Genomic DNA, 18,040 nt, shown 5'->3' on the forward strand with positions numbered 1-18,040 from the left:
AAAGTTGTCAAGAAAGTATGTTAAAAATCCTGATTTCAAGTAAAATCAGGATTTTTTCATGGATGCGATTTTTTCTGGATCTGGTGTGACACGGAGGGTCTTTTGTCCTGTGTAGGTGACAAAGCCGGGTTTTCCACCAGTTGGTTTGTTGAGTTTTTTGACTTCAATCATATCTACCTGAACCAGATTTGACAGGCGACCTTGAGAGAAGTAGGCGGCCAGTTCTGCTGCGTCTGTCTTGATTTCATCAGATGGGTCAAGATTACCTGATATGACGACGTGGCTTCCAGGAATGTCCTTGGCATGGAACCAAAGTTCCTCCTTGCGGGCCATTTTAAAGGTTAGTTCCTCATTTTGCAGATTGTTTCTACCGACATAGATGATGGTTTTGCCATCGCTTGCTAGATACTGTTCTGGTTTTTTACGTTTATGGACTTTCTCCCGTTGTCTTCTGCGGATAAAGCCAGTTTGGATCAATTCTTCACGGATTTCAGCAATTTCTTCCAGTCCAGCTTGGTTGAGGACGGTTTCGACACTTTCCAGATAGAGAATGGTTGCCTTGGTTTCTTCAATCAGATCAGTTAAGTATTTGACAGCTTCTTTTAGTTTCTGGTACCGTTTAAAATAGCGTTGGGCATTCTGGTTGGGAGTCAGAGCCTTATCAAGCGCAATCGTGATAGATTGGTTGGTGTAGTAGTTGTCTAGGATAACCTGGTCTTGGTCGTTAGGCACTTGGTGGAGGAAGGTTGTCAGCAATTCCCCTTTTTGACGAAATTCTTCAGCATTGTCTGTCGCCAATAATTCTTTTTCTTGTTTTTTTAGCTTATGTCGATTTTTCTGAAGTTCATTTTCAACACGGCGAATGAGTTCACTGGCTTGCTGTTTGACGCGGTCGCGTTCAGCCTTGTCCTTATAGTAGGTGTCCAACAAATCAGAAAGATTGTCAAAAGGCTCTCCCACCTGATTTGCAAAAGGGATTGGACTGAAGGAAGTCTCAGTCAAGCATGGCTTGGTTTCTTGATTGAAAAAGTTACGGAAAGTGGAGAGTTTATCACTAATAAGAATGCTTTCCAATTCATTTGCCGTATCACGTCCCAGACCTTGGAAGAGGCTTTGAAGGTTTTTAGTTGTCGTTTCCTGTGTTTGTAGGATTTCAAAGAGCTTCTCATCCTTGATTGTGAAAGGGTTGAGAGATTCCGTGCTTGGCGGAGCGATATAGGTAGACCCAGGAAGCAAGGTGCGGTAGCTATTTTGTGAAAAACCGACGTGTTTGATGACTTCGAGGATTTTGTGACTGCTTTTATCGACCAGTAGAATATTACTGTGTTTACCCATGATTTCGATAATCAAGGTAGCCTGAATATGGTCCCCAATCTCGTTTTTATTGGAAACAGAGATTTCCACGATACGGTCATTTTCAATCTGCTCAATCGACTCAATCAGGGCACCCTGCAAATACTTTCTCAACACCATGATAAAGGTAGAAGGTTGGGCAGGATTTTCAAAAGTTGTTTGTGTCAGCTGAATGCGACCAAAAACTGGATGCGCAGAAAGGAGCAGGCGATGGCTTTGGCGATTGCTGCGGATTTGCAAGAACAACTCTTGTTCAAAAGGCTGATTGATTTTCTGAATGCGTCCATTCACTAACTCTCTTCGCAATTCCTCAACCATGTGGTGTAAAAAAAATCCGTCAAATGACATCGTTCTCTCCTTGTGATTGTATTCCATAGTATTATATCAAAAAGGTAGAATAAAATCATGGAAATGTGGTATAATAAAGCCAAGTAAAGAGAAACGAGAAGTACATGTATATTGAAATGGTAGATGAAACTGGTCAAGTTTCAAAAGAAATGTTGCAACAAACCCAAGAAATTTTGGAATTTGCAGCCCAAAAATTAGGAAAAGAAGACAAGGAAATGGCAGTCACCTTTGTGACCAATGAGCGTAGTCATGAACTGAATTTGGAGTACCGTGACACGGACCGTCCGACAGATGTTATCAGCCTTGAGTATAAACCAGAGTTGGAAATTGCCTTTGACGAAGAGGATTTACTTGAAAATCCGGAATTGGCAGAGATGATGTCTGAGTTTGATGCCTATATTGGGGAACTATTCATCTCTATCGATAAGGCTCATGAGCAGGCCGAGGAATATGGTCACAGCTTTGAGCGTGAGATGGGCTTCTTGGCAGTGCACGGCTTTTTACATATTAACGGCTATGATCACTACACTCCGGAAGAAGAAGCGGAGATGTTCGGTTTACAAGAAGAAATTTTGACAGCCTATGGACTCACAAGACAATAAACGAAAATGGAAAAATCGTGACCTGATAGCCAGTTTAGAATTTGCTCTCACAGGAATTTTTACTGCTATCAAGGAAGAACGCAATATGCGAAAACATGCAGTGACGGCTCTTGTAGTCATTCTTGCAGGTTTTGTTTTTCAGGTGTCACGAATCGAATGGCTCTTTCTCCTATTGAGCATTTTCTTGGTAGTAGCCTTTGAAATTATCAATTCTGCTATCGAAAATGTGGTAGATTTGGCCAGTCACTATCACTTTTCTATGCTGGCTAAAAATGCCAAGGATATGGCAGCTGGCGCGGTATTAGTGGTCTCTCTTTTCGCTGCCTTAACAGGCGCATTGATTTTTCTCCCACGAATCTGGGATTTATTATTTTAAATAGCAAGAGGAAATTATGACTTTTAAATCAGGCTTTGTAGCCATTTTAGGACGCCCTAATGTTGGGAAGTCAACTTTTTTAAATCACGTTATGGGGCAAAAGATTGCCATCATGAGTGACAAGGCGCAGACAACGCGCAACAAAATCATGGGAATTTATACCACTGATAAAGAACAAATTGTCTTTATTGATACACCAGGGATTCACAAGCCTAAGACAGCTCTCGGAGATTTTATGGTTGAGTCTGCCTACAGTACCCTTCGTGAAGTGGATACAGTTCTTTTCATGGTACCTGCTGATGAGGCGCGTGGTAAGGGGGACGATATGATTATCGAGCGTCTTAAGGCTGCTAAGGTTCCTGTGATTTTGGTGGTCAACAAGATTGATAAGGTTCATCCAGACCAGCTTTTGTCTCAGATTGATGACTTCCGTAATCAAATGGACTTTAAGGAAATTGTACCAATCTCAGCCCTCCAAGGAAATAACGTCTCTCGTCTAGTGGATATTTTGAGTGAAAATCTGGACGAAGGTTTCCAATATTTCCCGTCTGATCAAATTACAGACCATCCAGAGCGTTTCTTGGTTTCAGAAATGGTTCGCGAGAAAGTCTTGCACCTAACTCGTGAAGAGATTCCGCACTCTGTCGCAGTAGTTGTGGATTCTATGAAACGAGACGAAGAGACAGACAAGGTTCACATCCGTGCAACCATCATGGTCGAGCGCGATAGCCAAAAAGGGATTATCATCGGTAAAGGTGGCGCTATGCTTAAGAAAATCGGTAGCATGGCCCGTCGTGATATCGAACTCATGCTAGGAGATAAGGTCTTCCTAGAAACATGGGTCAAGGTCAAGAAAAACTGGCGCGATAAGAAATTAGATCTTGCTGATTTTGGTTACAACGAAAAAGAATATTAAAAAAACTCTTTAAGAGAGTTTTTTAGTATTACTGAATAATAATGGAGAATAATAAATGTCTGAGCAGTTAATTCAAAATAGTATTTTTTCCACACCAGTAATATTTGATAAATATGAATGTTATAGTATTGGTGCAACAACCGTTAATAACTTGATGAAATCAAATATTATTAAGAATGTAAATCTAAAGAGAAATCTTGGGAATAAAAAACCAGATGTTTTAATTCTAGATGATAATAAGAACGTAATTATCTATGTTGAGCAAAAGATTCCAAGTAAATTTAAGAGTGATAAGGATATTGAAGAAGCGATTAAACAAGAGATAGATGTCGCTAAAGCTTTGGGTTCACTTATTTATATTGTGAGCGACGGTGATTCTTTTATCTGGATTAATCCTAAAAACGGGGAAAAGATTTTAGATGAGAATGGAAATGAAATTAATTTAGCGATAAAGCCAAAAGAAAATGGCAAACAAATTGTCAAGTTCATTAACGATATTTCATTATCTATTTCTGAAACAAATAATCAGATATTGAAAAAGGAATTTTTAGATCCTACTGATTTAGCTCAAAAGATTAATCGAATTTTAAAGAATTTAACTTTTGCATCAGCAAAGATGTCTTTATATACTTTTGTTGAGTTGTTTCTCTTTAAATATTTATCAGATATTGGTGTTTTAAATGGAGAAAATAGTTTTGAATACATTGTTTCTTTATATGAAAAGGAAGGATATTCTACCGCCTATGTTTTAGGAAAATACCTAGAAGGTGCTAGAGAGACGATGGTTAAATTGTTTCCAAAAGGTATGGATGGGACAAGCATTATCAATGGTAAAGTTTTTCATATTGAAAGAGATGAGCAAAACGAATTTATCAGCGTAGATAATACGGATACAGTATTTAAATCTGTTATTTTGGAATTTGGAAAATATGATAAAAAATATGGAAAATTCTTAAATATAAGTAAAGACTTCAAGTCAAAACTGTTTGAAACTTTTATGAAAAATAGTGATGACAAGAGTGATATGGGGCAGTTTTTTACACCATTAAAAATAGTAGATGAAATGGTTTCTATGGTAGATATTTCTGAGGGAATGACTATTTGTGATCCTGCTTGTGGTGTTGGAAAGTTTTTGCTTGAAGCAGTTGAAAAACGTATAGAAGACAGTTATAGTTATTCTAAAGGAAAGTTAGCCTCTAAAATTCGATTTTTTGGCTATGACAAGATGATGTCTGAAAAAGACGATATCACAATTATTCTTGCTAAAGCTAATACGTTAATTTATTTTTCTGAATTATTCCAGAAAAATAATAGTTTTAAAGATGTGCAGACAATTGCAAAAACACTATTAAATGATTCATTCTACTTACATAAGAGTATGTTAGGTACTCTGGAAAATTTTGAAGAAAATAGATACGACCTAATTTTAGCTAATCCTCCTTATTATCAAAGTAAGGAAATGTCAGAACTTGCCAAAGCTACAGATATTTATAAGTATGGTGGTAGTGGTGTTGAAGCTCTCTTCTTAGAGTGGATTATGCGTTCCGTAAAACATAGTGGTGTAGCCAATATTGTTTTGCCAGATGGTATTTTTTCTAATCACGCAAATAAAAAGTTAAAAGAAAAGTTAAAAGAACTCTTTTTTATTGACGCTTTGATTTCTTTACCAGTCAACGCTTTTTTCAACACACCTAAAAAAACCTACATTTTGACCATTCGTAAGAAGACAGAGAATGAGATCGAAAATAATATCGTCCAAGATTATCCTGTTTTCACCTACATTGCAGGTAGTATTGGTGAAACCTTAGATGTTTATCGATTTGATTCTGAAGAAAATGACTTAAAGCAAGCTGTCATCAAGTATAATCATTACCGCCGATCTCAAGATAGAAATAATCTACAAGAACCGATTAAATCCTATCTTTTAAATGACTCTAGACTAAAGTTACTTCCGATTGAGGAATTAGAGAGTAAGAAGAGTTGGATTATTGAAAATTGGTGGTCTGAGGAAGAAAAGATTGCTATTGGTCTAAAAAAAGAAAGACAAGTCGTTTCGATTGATGAGTTCCAAGCAATGATTGATGATATGATTTCTCTTATGCAAGATTTCAAGGAGGAGTTGGAATGGTTGAAGTAGTTCAGAAAACCATTGGGGATCTTTTTGATACAGTCAGTGGTAAGTCCAAATATTCTTTGAAGTATATCACAGAACATCCAGGAGTTTATCCTGTATATTCTGCGAAAACAACTGGCGATATGACGAAAGGGTATATTGATACTTACGACTACGATTTAGAGTGTTTACAAATTACTTCAAATGGAGCAAATGCAGGAACAGTACTTTATAGAGCGAATCAAAAATTTTCAGTTGGAGCAGATACAAGAATTTATATTCTAAATGATGAATATATAGATAAGATATCTGTCAAATTTCTTTATCATATGCTTAAAAATCATCCAGAAATGCAAAATTTTTCATGGACAAATAAAGCATCTCTGTATAAATTACTTGATATTACTGTCGATATTCCAGTAAAATTAGATGGTCATTTTGACATTAAAAAACAAGAAGAAATTGTTCGAAAGTTTGAATTAATTGAAGCACGCAAAGTAGAATTGGCTGAAAAGATTGAGACAATCAAGTCAGTAGATGTGGATATTATGTTGGGAGAGACTCTTAAGACTACTTTAATTAAAGTTGTAGATTTGTTTGACTTGACGGTCTCAACAAATTCTTCAAAATTTACCAAGACATTTGTAAAAGAAAATACAGGGGATATACCTGTTTATGGAGCGAGTAGTGATAATTTACCAAGTTATGGTTATGTGAAAGACAATGCTGTAATTATAGACAAAGATCGTAAACATGAGTTCCCTGTTCGCTATTTTGAAAATTGCTTGACTTACAATATAGATGGTCTTGCAGGTTATGTTTTTTATCACGAGGGTCGTTTTAGTTTAAGTGAAAAAGTACGCCCGTTAGTTATAAAAGAAGAATACGCAGACAAGGTCAACCCTTTATACCTAAAACAAGTTTTAGAGCCAATTTTTCGCTCTCATGTTAAAGGCAGAAAAGGGAAAAATGGTAAAAATGAGTATACAAAGCTAAATACTTCCATGATAAAAGATTTAGAGGTCGTGCTTCCTATTACCTCTTCAGGAGAAATCGACCTTGTAAAGCAAAATCAGATTGTAAAAAATTCTCAAATAATCCTTGAAATGAAAAATAATATTGAGAAGCAAGGATACCAGTTTATTCAATCGAATCTAGACTTTAATTCGAACAACATTCCATATATATATATATATATAACCTTAGCTAATTTGTTTGATTTGAAACGTGGTTCTAGTAAGTATACGAAAAAATATTGCTTGGATAACAAGGGGAAGTATCCTGTTTACTCAGCCAATAATTCAGTTCCTCTTGGTTATCGAAACGATTTTGATTTTGATGGTTGTTTTGCTACAATTTCTGTCAATGGTATAGCAGGAAAGATAACTTTAATAGATAATAAGTTTTCTTTGAATGCGGATAGAATGATTTTAATTCCTAAACAGGAAAAAATAAACATTGATTATATTGTTTATATTTTAGAACCTCTTTTAAGACAACAAGTTAAGGGAAGAAGTGGTGAAAATGGCAGAAATGAGTATACAAAAATAGAAAGAAAAGTAATTTTGGATACTAAAATTCCTGTTCCTTTCAATCGCTTTGGTGAAATTGATTTAGAGATACAAAAGGATATAGTGGAAAAAATTTATAAGTTAAAAAATATAAAAACCATCCTAGGAGAAGAAGTTGAAAAATTATTGCAATTTGAATTAAAATTTTAAGAAGGAGGACTTATGCCTGAATTACCTGAGGTTGAAACCGTTCGACGTGGCTTGGAAAAATTGATTTTGGGAAAGAAGATTTCGAGTGTAGAAATTCGTTATACCAAGATGATTAAGACGGATTTGGACGAGTTTCGAAAGGAAGTGCCTGGTCAAGTTGTTGAGTCAATGGGACGTCGGGGTAAATATTTGCTTTTTTACCTGACAGACAAGGTCTTGATTTCCCATTTGCGGATGGAGGGAAAGTATTTTTACTATCCAGACCAAGTACCTGAACGCAAACATGCCCATGTTTTGATTCATTTTGAAGATGGTGGGACGCTTGTTTATGAGGATGTACGCAAGTTTGGTACTATGGAACTCTTGTCTCCTGACCTTTTAGACGCCTACTTTATTTCTAAGAAATTAGGTCCTGAACCAAGTGAACAAGACTTTGATGTGCAGATCTTTCAAGCTGGCCTTGCCAAGTCCAAAAAGCCTATCAAATCCCATCTCCTAGATCAGACCTTGGTAGCTGGCCTTGGCAATATCTATGTGGATGAGGTTCTCTGGCGAGCTAAGGTTCATCCAGCTAGACCTTCTCAGACTTTGACAGCAGAAGAAGCGACTGCCATTCATGACCAAACCATTGCTGTTTTGGGACAGGCTGTTGAAAAAGGTGGTTCCACCATTCGGACCTATACCAATGCCTTTGGGGAAGATGGAACCATGCAGGATTTTCATCAGGTTTATGACAAGGCTGGTCAAGAATGTTCACGCTGTGGAACTGTGATTGAGAAAATCCAACTAGGCGGACGTGGAACCCACTTTTGTCCTCAGTGTCAAAGGAGGGGCTGATGGGAAAAATCATTGGAATCACAGGAGGAATTGCCTCTGGTAAGTCAACCGTGACAAATTTTCTAAGAAAGCAAGGTTTTCAAGTGGTGGATGCCGACGCTATTGTTCACCAACTACAGAAACCTGGTGGTCGTCTGTTTCAGGCTCTAGTCCAGCATTTTGGACAAGAAATCATTCTAGAAAATGGAGAACTCAATCGCCCTCTTCTAGCTAGTCTCATCTTTTCAAATCCTGAAGAACGAGAATGGTCTAAGCAAATCCAAGGGGAGATTATCCGTGAGGAACTAGCTGTGTTAAGAGAGCAGTTGGCTCAGACAGAATCCATTTTTTTCATGGATATTCCTTTGCTTTTTGAACAAGACTATAGTTCTTGGTTTGATGAGACATGGTTGGTCTATGTAGATAGAGATGTCCAAGTGGAACGTTTAATGAAAAGGGATCAGCTATCCAAGGATGAAGCTGAGTCGCGTCTGGCAGCCCAGTGGCCTTTAGAAAAAAAGAAAGATTTGGCCAGCCATATTCTTGACAACAATGGAAATCAGGACCAGCTTCTTACTCAGATGTTCTCCCTACTTGAGGGAGGTAGCGAAGATGACAGAGATTAACTGGAAGGATAATCTGCGCATTGCCTGGTTTGGTAATTTTCTGACTGGAGCCAGTATTTCTTTGGTTGTGCCTTTTATGCCCATCTTTGTGGAAAACCTGGGTGTAGGGAGTGAGCAAGTCGCTTTTTATGCAGGCTTAGCTATTTCTGTCTCTGCTATTTCTGCGGCACTTTTCTCTCCTATCTGGGGTATCCTTGCTGACAAATACGGCCGAAAACCCATGATGATTCGAGCTGGGCTTGCCATGACCATTACTATGGGAGGCTTGGCCTTTGTGCCAAATATTTATTGGCTAATCTTTCTTCGTTTACTGAATGGTGTATTTGCAGGTTTTGTTCCCAATGCAACGGCCTTGATAGCCAGTCAGGTTCCCAAGGAGAAATCAGGCTCTGCCTTAGGTACTTTGTCTACAGGCGTAGTTGCAGGTACTCTAACTGGTCCCTTTATCGGTGGCTTTATTGCAGAATTATTTGGCATCCGTACTGTTTTCTTACTGGTTGGTAGTTTTCTGTTCTTAGCCGCTGTTTTGACTATTTGCTTTATCAAGGAAGATTTTCAACCAGTAGCCAAGGAAAAGGCCATTCCAACAAAGGAATTGTTTACATCAGTTAAATACCCCTATCTCTTGGTCAACCTCTTTCTGACCAGTTTTGTCATCCAATTTTCAGCCCAATCGATTGGTCCTATCTTAGCACTTTATGTGCGCGACTTAGGCCAGACAGAGAATCTTCTTTTTGTCTCTGGTTTGATTGTATCCAGTATGGGCTTTTCTAGTATGATGAGTGCAGGAGTTATGGGAAAGCTAGGTGACAAGGTGGGTAATCATCGCCTCTTGGTTGTAGCCCAGTTTTATTCAGTTATCATCTATCTTCTCTGTGCCAATGCCTCTAGTCCCTTTCAACTAGGACTCTATCGATTTCTCTTTGGCTTGGGAACCGGTGCGCTGATACCTGGGGTCAATGCCCTTCTCAGCAAAATGACTCCCAAAGCCGGCATTTCGAGAGTCTTTGCCTTTAATCAGGTATTCTTTTATCTGGGAGGTGTCGTTGGGCCTATGGCAGGTTCTGCAGTAGCAGGTCAATTTGGCTACCATACTGTCTTTTATGCGACAAGCCTTTGTGTTGCCTTTAGTTGTCTCTTTAACCTTCTTCAATTTCGAACATTATTAAAAGTAAAGGAAATCTAGTGCGAGTAAAAATCAATCTCAAATGCTCCTCTTGTGGCAGTATCAATTACCTAACCAGTAAAAATTCAAAAACCCATCCAGACAAGATTGAGGTTTTAAAGTATTGTCCCAAGGAAAGAAAAGTAACCCTACATCTTGAATCTAAGTAGATTTTATGGTAAAATAATAAGGATTTTAAGGAGTTTGATATGTATAACCTATTATTAACCATTTTATTAGTATTATCTGTTGTGATTGTGATTGCAATTTTCATGCAACCAACCAAAAACCAATCCAGCAATGTATTTGATGCCAGCTCAGGTGATTTGTTTGAACGCAGTAAAGCACGCGGTTTCGAAGCTGTAATGCAGCGTTTGACAGGGATTTTAGTCTTTTTCTGGCTAGCCATTGCCTTAGCATTGACGGTATTATCAAGTAGATAAGAAAATAATGGGCAGGACTAGGTCTTTGCCTCTTTTTATTTTTACACTATTCAAAAATCAAATGCAAACCACATCAGCTTCTATCTGCAACCTCAAAACGGTGTTTTGAGCAACCTGCGGCTAGCTTTCCAGTTTGCTCTTTGATTTTTATTGAGTATTAAATGATATTTGAGAAGGTTTTACAGTAAAAGAAAATAAAAAATCTAGAAAGAAAATATGAAAGACAGAATAAAAGAATATTTACAAGATAAGGGAAAGGTAACTGTCAATGACTTGGCTCAGGCTTTGGGAAAAGACGAGTCCAAGGATTTTCGTGAGTTGATTAAAACCTTGTCCTTAATGGAAAGAAAGCACCAGATACGCTTTGAAGAAGATGGAACTTTGACTTTGGAAGTCAAGAAAAAACATGAGATTACTCTCAAGGGGATTTTTCATGCTCATAAAAATGGCTTTGGCTTTGTTAGTCTGGAAGGCGAGGAGGACGACCTTTTTGTAGGAAAAAACGATGTCAACTATGCTATTGATGGTGATACCGTTGAGGTCGTGATTAAGAAAGTCGCTGACCGAAATAAAGGAACAGCAGCCGAAGCCAAAATTATTGATATCTTAGAACACAGTTTGACAACCGTTGTCGGTCAAATCGTTCTAGATCAGGAAAAGCCTAAGTATGCAGGCTACATCCGTTCGAAAAATCAGAAAATCAGTCAACCGATTTATGTTAAGAAACCAGCCCTTAAACTGGAGGGAACCGAAGTTCTCAAGGTCTTTATCGATAAATACCCAAGCAAGAAACATGATTTCTTTGTCGCAAGTGTTCTCGATGTGGTGGGGCATTCAACGGATGTCGGAATTGATGTTCTTGAGGTCTTGGAATCTATGGATATTGTCTCAGAATTTCCAGAGGCTGTTGTTAAGGAAGCAGAAAGTGTGCCTGATGCTCCGTCTCAAAAGGATATGGAAGGTCGTCTGGATCTAAGAGATGAGATTACCTTTACCATTGATGGTGCTGATGCCAAGGACTTGGATGACGCAGTTCACATCAAGCCTTTGAAAAATGGCAATCTGGAGCTTGGAGTTCACATAGCAGACGTTTCCTATTATGTGACCGAGGGTTCTGCCCTTGACAAGGAAGCCCTTAACCGTGCGACTTCTGTCTATGTGACAGACCGTGTGGTTCCAATGCTTCCAGAACGACTGTCTAATGGAATTTGCTCCCTCAATCCTCAAGTTGACCGCCTGACCCAGTCTGCCATTATGGAGATTGATAAACATGGTCGTGTAGTCAACTACACCATCACACAAACGGTTATCAAGACAAGCTTCCGTATGACCTATAGTGATGTCAATGATATCCTAGCTGGAGACAAGGAAAAGAGACAAGAATATCAGAAAATTGTTCCAAGTATTGAACTCATGGCCAAGCTACATGAAATTTTAGAAAACATGCGTGTGAAACGTGGAGCCCTCAATTTCGATACCAATGAAGCCAAGATTTTAGTGGATAAACAGGGTAAGCCTGTTGATATCGTTCTTCGTCAGCGTGGTATTGCCGAGCGTATGATTGAGTCCTTCATGTTGATGGCCAATGAAACAGTTGCCGAGCATTTTAGCAAGCTGGATTTGCCTTTTATCTATCGAATTCATGAGGAGCCTAAGGCTGAAAAAGTTCAGAAGTTTATTGATTATGCTTCGAGTTTTGGCTTGCGCATTTATGGGACTGCCAGTGAGATTAGCCAGGAGGCACTTCAAGACATCATGCGTGCTGTTGAGGGAGAACCTTATGCAGATGTATTGTCCATGATGCTTCTTCGCTCTATGCAGCAGGCTCGCTATTCTGAGCACAATCACGGCCACTATGGATTAGCGGCTGACTATTATACTCACTTTACCAGTCCGATTCGCCGTTATCCAGACCTTCTTGTTCACCGTATGATTCGTGATTATGGCCGTTCTAAAGAAATAGCCGAGCATTTTGAGCAAGTGATTCCAGAGATTGCGACTCAGTCTTCCAACCGTGAACGTCGTGCCATTGAGGCTGAGCGTGAAGTCGAAGCAATGAAAAAGGCTGAGTATATGGAAGAATACGTGGGTGAAGAGTATGATGCGGTTGTGTCCAGTATCGTCAAATTTGGTCTCTTTGTTGAATTGCCAAATACAGTCGAAGGCTTGATTCACATCACTAATTTGCCTGAGTTCTACCATTTCAACGAACGTGATTTGACTCTTCGTGGGGAAAAATCAGGAACAACCTTCCGTGTAGGGCAACAGATTCGTATCCGAGTTGAAAAAGCTGACAAGATGACGGGTGAAATTGACTTCTCTTACATCCCAAGCGAGTTTGATGTGATTGAAAAAGGCTTAAAACAGTCTAATCGCAGTGACAGAGGGCGTGGTTCAAGTCGTCGTTCAGATAAGAAGGAAGATAAGAGAAAATCAGGACGCTCAAATGATAAGCGCAAGCATTCACAAAAAGACAAGAAGAAAAAAGGAAAGAAACCTTTTTATAAGGAAGTAGCTAAGAAAGGAGCCAAGCATGGCAAAGGGCGAGGGAAAGGTCGTCGCACAAAATAAAAAGGCGCGTCACGACTATACAATCGTAGATACGTTAGAGGCAGGGATGGTCCTGACTGGGACTGAAATCAAGAGTGTGCGAGCTGCTCGAATCAATCTCAAGGACGGCTTTGCCCAAGTAAAAAATGGGGAAGTTTGGTTGAGCAATGTTCATATCGCACCTTATGAAGAGGGCAATATCTGGAACCAGGAACCAGAACGTCGTCGTAAACTCCTGCTCCATAAAAAGCAAATCCAGAAGTTGGAGCAAGAGACCAAAGGAACAGGAATGACCCTTGTTCCCCTTAAAGTCTATATCAAAGATGGTTACGCTAAACTCCTTTTAGGTCTAGCTAAAGGGAAGCATGACTATGATAAACGGGAGTCTATCAAACGACGTGAGCAGAATCGCGATATTGCGCGCGTGATGAAAGCTGTTAATCAGCGATAAAAAGAGGAAATGAAAATGGAAAAATTAGTTGCCTATAAACGTATGCCTTTGTGGACTAAAGAAACCATGCCAGAGGCGGTTCAGCAGAAACACAATACCAAGGTAGGGACTTGGGGTAAGATTACTGTTTTAAAAGGAACTCTCAAGTTTATTGAATTGACAGAGGATGGTGAGCCTCTAGCTGAGCATCTCTTTGAAGCCGGAGCCGACAATCCCATGGCACAACCTCAAGCTTGGCATCGAGTGGAGGCTGCCACAGATGATGTGGAATGGTATTTGGAATTTTATTGTAAACCTGAGGATTATTTCCCTAAAAAATACAATACCAATCCAGTTCATTCAGAGGTCTTAGAGGCTATGCAGACAGTAAAACCAGGGAAAGCCTTGGATTTGGGCTGTGGTCAAGGCCGGAATGCACTCTTTCTAGCCCAGCAAGGTTTTGATGTGACAGCTGTGGATCAAAATGAACTGTCCCTTGAAATCTTGCAAAGTATTGTTGAGCAGGAAGATTTAGACATGCCTGTTGGTCTTTACGATATCAATTCAGCTAGCATTGGGCAAGACTATGATTTCATCATATCGACAGTTGTTTTGATGTTTCTGCAAGCAGATCGCATTCCTGCAATTATCAAAAACATGCAGGAGAAAACCACTGTTGGTGGCTACAATCTTATCGTTTGTGCCATGGATACGGAGAATTATCCTTGCTCAGTGAACTTCCCATTTACTTTTAAGGAAGGGGAACTGGCAGACTATTACAAGGACTGGGAATTGGTTAAGTACAATGAAAATCCAGGCCATCTTCACCGTCGCGATGAGAATGGCAATCGTATTCAACTACGCTTTGCGACCATGCTAGCTAAAAAAATCAAATAATACTCTTCGAAAATCTCTTCAAACCACGTCAGCGTCGCCTTACCGTACTCAAGTACAGCTTGCGGCTAGCTTCCTAGTTTGCTTTTTGATTTTCATTGAGTATAAACATGAATAGAGATTAGGAGAATATCCTGATCTTTTTTCTTTTTTACGAATAATATAGAAAAGGAGGGAAATCATGTTTGTTGCGAGAGATGCTAGAGGAGAATTGGTAAATGTGTTAGAGGATAAGCTTGAGAAGCAGGCATACACCTGCCCAGCTTGTGGAGGTCAGCTCCGTTTGCGGCAAGGAGCAAGTGTCCGAACCCATTTTGCCCATAAATCTTTAAAAGACTGTGATTATTCCTTTGAAAATGAAAGTCCAGAACACCTAGCAAATAAAGAATCACTTTATAACTGGTTGAAAAAAGAGGCAGAGGTGCAATTAGAATACTCGCTTCCAGAGCTTAAACAGATTGCGGATGTATTTGTAAATGGCAATCTAGCTCTAGAAGTTCAGTGTAGTCCCTTGCCTCAAAAAGTTCTTAAAGAGCGTAGTGAGGGTTACCGTAGTCAAGGTTACCAAGTACTGTGGTTGCTGGGTCAAAAACTTTGGCTCAAGGAGCGTTTGACTCGTCTGCAAGAAGGTTTTCTTTATTTCAGTCAAAACATGGGATTTTATGTTTGGGAAGTAGATAAGGAAAAACAGGTTTTAAGGCTTAAATATCTCATCCACCAGGATCTCCGAGGCAGACTCTATTATCAAATCAAGGAATTTCCCTATGGACAAGATAGTCTACTGGAGATATTACGTCTTCCCTATAAGAAACAAAAGATATCTCATTTTACAGTTTCTCAGGACAAGGACATCTGTCGCTATATCCGACAACAACTTTATTATCAAAATCCTATCTGGATGAAAGAACAAGCAGAAGCCTATCAAAAGGGAGAAAATCTCCTAACTTATGGACTAAAAGAATGGTACCCACAAATTCGTCCACTAGTAGGCGATTTTTTTCAGATTAAGCAAGACTTGACTAGCTATTATCAGTATTTTCAAACCTATTACCAAAAAAATCCTCAAAATGATTGGCAAAAGCTTTATCCACCAGCCTTTTATCAGCAATATTTCTTGAAAAATATGGTAAAATAGAAAGGATGGAGGAATCTAATGGTATTACAAAGACATGAACTAAATGAAAAAGATAAATGGGATCTATCAACGATCTACCCAACTGACCAGGCTTGGGAAGAAGCCTTAAAAGATTTAACAGAACAATTGGAGACAGTAGCCCAGTATGAAGGTCATCTCTTAGATAGTGCGGATAGCCTACTCGAAATTACTGAATTTTCTCTTGAAATGGAACGCCAAATGGAGAAGCTTTACGTTTATGCTCATATGAAGAATGACCAGGACACGCGTGAAGCCAAGTACCAAGAGTATTATGCCAAGGCAATGACTCTCTACAGCCAGCTAGACCAAGCCTTTTCATTCTATGAACCTGAATTTATGGAGATTAGTGAAAAGCAGTATGCTGACTTTTTAGAGGCTCAACCAAAGTTGCGGGTTTATCAACACTATTTTGACAAGCTTTTGCAAGGTAAGGAACACGTTCTTTCACAACGTGAAGAAGAATTATTGGCTGGAGCTGGAGAAATCTTTGGTTCGGCAAGTGAAACCTTCGCTATCTTGGACAATGCGGATATTGTTTTCCCTTATGTTCTTGACGATGATGGTAAGGAAGTTCAGCTCTCTCATGGGACTTACACACGTTTGATGGAGTCTAAAAATCGTGAGGTGCGTCGTGGTGCCTATCAAGCCCTTTATGCTACTTATCAACAATTCCAACACACCTATGCTAAAACCTTGCAAACAAATGTTAAGGTTCAAAACTATCGTGCAAAAGTTCGCAACTATAAGAGTGCTCGTCATGCAGCTCTCGCTGCGAATTTTGTTCCAGAGAGTGTTTATGACAATTTGGTAGTAGCAGTTCGCAAGCATTTGCCACTCTTGCATCGTTACCTTGAGCTTCGTTCAAAGATTTTGGGGATTTCAGACCTCAAGATGTATGATGTATACACACCGCTTTCGTCTGTCGAATACAGTTTTACCTACCAAGAAGCCTTGAAAAAAGCAGAAGATGCTTTGTCAGTCTTGGGTGAGGATTACTTGAGCCGTGTTAAACGAGCCTTCAGAGAGCGTTGGATTGATGTTTACGAAAATCAAGGCAAGCGTTCGGGGGCCTATTCTGGTGGTTCTTACGATACCAATGCCTTTATGCTCCTTAACTGGCAGGACAATCTGGACAATCTCTTTACTCTTGTTCATGAAACAGGTCACAGTATGCATTCCAGCTATACTCGTGAAACTCAGCCGTATGTTTACGGAGATTATTCTATCTTCTTGGCTGAGATTGCATCAACTACCAATGAAAATATCTTGACGGAGAAATTATTGGAAGAAGTGGAAGACGACGCAACGCGCTTTGCTATTCTCAATAACTTCCTAGATGGTTTCCGTGGGACAGTTTTCCGCCAAACTCAATTTGCTGAGTTTGAACACGCTATCCACCAAGCAGACCAAAACGGGGAGGTCTTGACAAGCGATTTCCTAAATAAACTCTACGCAGACTTGAACCAGGAGTATTATGGTTTGAGTAAGGAAGACAATCCTGAAATCCAATACGAGTGGGCTCGCATTCCACACTTCTACTATAACTACTATGTATATCAATATTCAACTGGCTTTGCAGCAGCTTCAGCCTTGGCTGAAAAAATTGTTCATGGTAGTCAAGAAGACCGTGACCGCTATATCGACTACCTCAAGGCAGGTAAATCTGACTATCCACTTAATGTCATGAGAAAAGCTGGTGTTGATATGGAGAAGGAAGATTACCTCAGCGATGCCTTTGCAGTCTTTGAACGTCGTTTGAATGAGTTTGAAGCCCTTGTTGAAAAATTGGGATTGGCATAAGATGGTTGAATCGTATAGTAAAAATGCCAACCATAATATGCGTCGCCCTGTTGTCAAGGAAGAAATTGTGGACTTGATGCGTCAGCGTCAAAAGCAAGTCACAGGCTCTTTGAAAGAACTGGAAGACTTTGCTCGCAAGGAAAATATTCCCATCATTCCCCATGAAACGGTTGCTTATTTCCGTTTTCTCATGGAAACAATGCAACCAAAAAACATTCTGGAAATTGGGACGGCTATCGGTTTTTCAGCCCTCTTGATGGCAGAACATGCGCCAAATGCCAAGATTACAACCATTGATCGCAATCCAGAAATGATTGGTTTTGCCAAGGAAAATTTTGCCCAGTTTGACAGTCGCAAGCAAATCACTCTCCTAGAGGGAGATGCAGTAGATGTCTTATCTACACTGACAGATTCCTACGATTTCGTCTTTATGGATTCAGCCAAGTCTAAATACATCGTCTTTCTGCCAGAAATCCTCAAACACTTGGAAGTTGGTGGTGTGGTTGTTTTGGATGATATTTTTCAAGGTGGTGATGTTGCCAAGGATATTATGGAAGTCCGTCGTGGCCAGCGAACAATTTATCGAGGCCTTCAAAGACTATTTGATGCAACTTTAGACAATCCAGGACTCACCGCAACATTAGTACCTCTGGGGGACGGCATTCTCATGCTTCGTAAAAATGTAGCAGATGTTCAATTGCCTGACAGCGAATGATTTTCAGAAAAATTTA

The 18,040-nt window shown here is 39.4% G+C and carries 17 protein-coding genes; 16 read left to right on the forward strand and 1 reads right to left on the reverse strand.

The genetic code is table 11. The annotated features are described in order from the left end of the window. Positions 1 to 45: 45 nt before the first annotated feature. Positions 46 to 1,701 carry an Rqc2 family fibronectin-binding protein PavA gene (gene pavA / locus O3601_RS00085; RefSeq protein WP_371469986.1) on the reverse strand — a complete coding sequence of 552 codons (1,656 nt, stop codon included), beginning with the start codon at positions 1,699 to 1,701 and terminating at the stop codon, positions 46 to 48. 104 nt (positions 1,702 to 1,805) lie between these two features. On the opposite strand from pavA, the gene ybeY reads away from it, so the two are divergent. From ybeY to O3601_RS00165, 16 genes are all read left to right on the forward strand, one after another. Then, positions 1,806 to 2,303 carry an rRNA maturation RNase YbeY gene (ybeY, locus tag O3601_RS00090; RefSeq protein WP_000275156.1) on the forward strand — a complete coding sequence of 166 codons (498 nt, stop codon included), beginning with the start codon at positions 1,806 to 1,808 and terminating at the stop codon, positions 2,301 to 2,303. Further along, complete coding sequence (locus O3601_RS00095) at positions 2,284 to 2,679, forward strand: diacylglycerol kinase family protein (RefSeq protein ID WP_371469995.1); 396 nt, start codon at positions 2,284 to 2,286, stop codon at positions 2,677 to 2,679. The genes ybeY and O3601_RS00095 overlap by 20 nt, the downstream gene beginning before the upstream one ends. Before the next feature lie 16 nt (positions 2,680 to 2,695). Next, positions 2,696 to 3,595 carry a GTPase Era gene (gene era / locus O3601_RS00100; RefSeq protein ID WP_000143264.1) on the forward strand — a complete coding sequence of 300 codons (900 nt, stop codon included), beginning with the start codon at positions 2,696 to 2,698 and terminating at the stop codon, positions 3,593 to 3,595. A 55-nt stretch (positions 3,596 to 3,650) separates the two neighbouring features. Beyond that, positions 3,651 to 5,732, forward strand: a complete 2,082-nt coding sequence (locus O3601_RS00105; RefSeq protein ID WP_371469998.1) for a class I SAM-dependent DNA methyltransferase — start codon at positions 3,651 to 3,653, stop codon at positions 5,730 to 5,732. Continuing rightward, the gene (locus tag O3601_RS00110) at positions 5,720 to 7,429 is read left to right on the forward strand and encodes a restriction endonuclease subunit S (protein WP_371470000.1); all 1,710 of its coding nucleotides are present in this window, start codon (positions 5,720 to 5,722) and stop codon (positions 7,427 to 7,429) included. The genes O3601_RS00105 and O3601_RS00110 overlap by 13 nt, the downstream gene beginning before the upstream one ends. Before the next feature lie 12 nt (positions 7,430 to 7,441). Further along, a complete protein-coding gene (mutM, locus tag O3601_RS00115) occupies positions 7,442 to 8,266 on the forward strand; it encodes a DNA-formamidopyrimidine glycosylase (protein ID WP_371470002.1) in 825 nt (274 codons plus the stop codon). Beyond that, the gene (coaE, locus tag O3601_RS00120; protein WP_371470003.1) at positions 8,266 to 8,871 is read left to right on the forward strand and encodes a dephospho-CoA kinase; all 606 of its coding nucleotides are present in this window, start codon (positions 8,266 to 8,268) and stop codon (positions 8,869 to 8,871) included. The genes mutM and coaE overlap by 1 nt, the downstream gene beginning before the upstream one ends. Then, positions 8,858 to 10,057: a multidrug efflux MFS transporter gene (locus O3601_RS00125; protein WP_371470005.1), complete on the forward strand. Its 1,200-nt coding sequence runs from the start codon at positions 8,858 to 8,860 to the stop codon at positions 10,055 to 10,057. Before coaE ends, O3601_RS00125 begins: the two co-directional genes overlap by 14 nt. Continuing rightward, positions 10,057 to 10,206 carry a 50S ribosomal protein L33 gene (gene rpmG / locus O3601_RS00130; RefSeq protein ID WP_001809104.1) on the forward strand — a complete coding sequence of 50 codons (150 nt, stop codon included), beginning with the start codon at positions 10,057 to 10,059 and terminating at the stop codon, positions 10,204 to 10,206. The genes O3601_RS00125 and rpmG overlap by 1 nt, the downstream gene beginning before the upstream one ends. A gap of 39 nt (positions 10,207 to 10,245) precedes the next feature. After that, on the forward strand, positions 10,246 to 10,479 hold the full coding sequence (gene secG / locus O3601_RS00135; protein WP_000282517.1) for a preprotein translocase subunit SecG: 234 nt from the start codon (positions 10,246 to 10,248) through the stop codon (positions 10,477 to 10,479). Between the two features lie 216 nt (positions 10,480 to 10,695). Continuing rightward, a complete protein-coding gene (gene rnr, locus O3601_RS00140; RefSeq protein WP_371470021.1) occupies positions 10,696 to 13,050 on the forward strand; it encodes a ribonuclease R in 2,355 nt (784 codons plus the stop codon). Further along, the gene (gene smpB, locus O3601_RS00145; RefSeq protein WP_001051750.1) at positions 13,013 to 13,480 is read left to right on the forward strand and encodes an SsrA-binding protein SmpB; all 468 of its coding nucleotides are present in this window, start codon (positions 13,013 to 13,015) and stop codon (positions 13,478 to 13,480) included. The genes rnr and smpB overlap by 38 nt, the downstream gene beginning before the upstream one ends. Positions 13,481 to 13,495: 15 nt before the next feature. Then, positions 13,496 to 14,356: an SAM-dependent methyltransferase TehB gene (gene tehB, locus O3601_RS00150; RefSeq protein ID WP_371470029.1), complete on the forward strand. Its 861-nt coding sequence runs from the start codon at positions 13,496 to 13,498 to the stop codon at positions 14,354 to 14,356. A 178-nt stretch (positions 14,357 to 14,534) separates the two neighbouring features. Continuing rightward, positions 14,535 to 15,488, forward strand: coding sequence for a competence protein CoiA (locus O3601_RS00155; protein ID WP_371470032.1), 954 nt, complete (start codon positions 14,535 to 14,537; stop codon positions 15,486 to 15,488). Between the two features lie 18 nt (positions 15,489 to 15,506). After that, positions 15,507 to 17,309: an oligoendopeptidase F gene (gene pepF, locus O3601_RS00160; protein WP_371470034.1), complete on the forward strand. Its 1,803-nt coding sequence runs from the start codon at positions 15,507 to 15,509 to the stop codon at positions 17,307 to 17,309. Position 17,310: 1 nt separating this feature from the next. Next, positions 17,311 to 18,024 (forward strand): O-methyltransferase, encoded by a 714-nt coding sequence (locus O3601_RS00165; protein ID WP_371470037.1) that lies wholly within the window; start codon positions 17,311 to 17,313, stop codon positions 18,022 to 18,024. Positions 18,025 to 18,040: the final 16 nt, after the last annotated feature.

Source organism: Streptococcus sp. 20925_1_69 (genome assembly GCF_041432365.1).
Lineage (GTDB): Bacteria > Bacillota > Bacilli > Lactobacillales > Streptococcaceae > Streptococcus.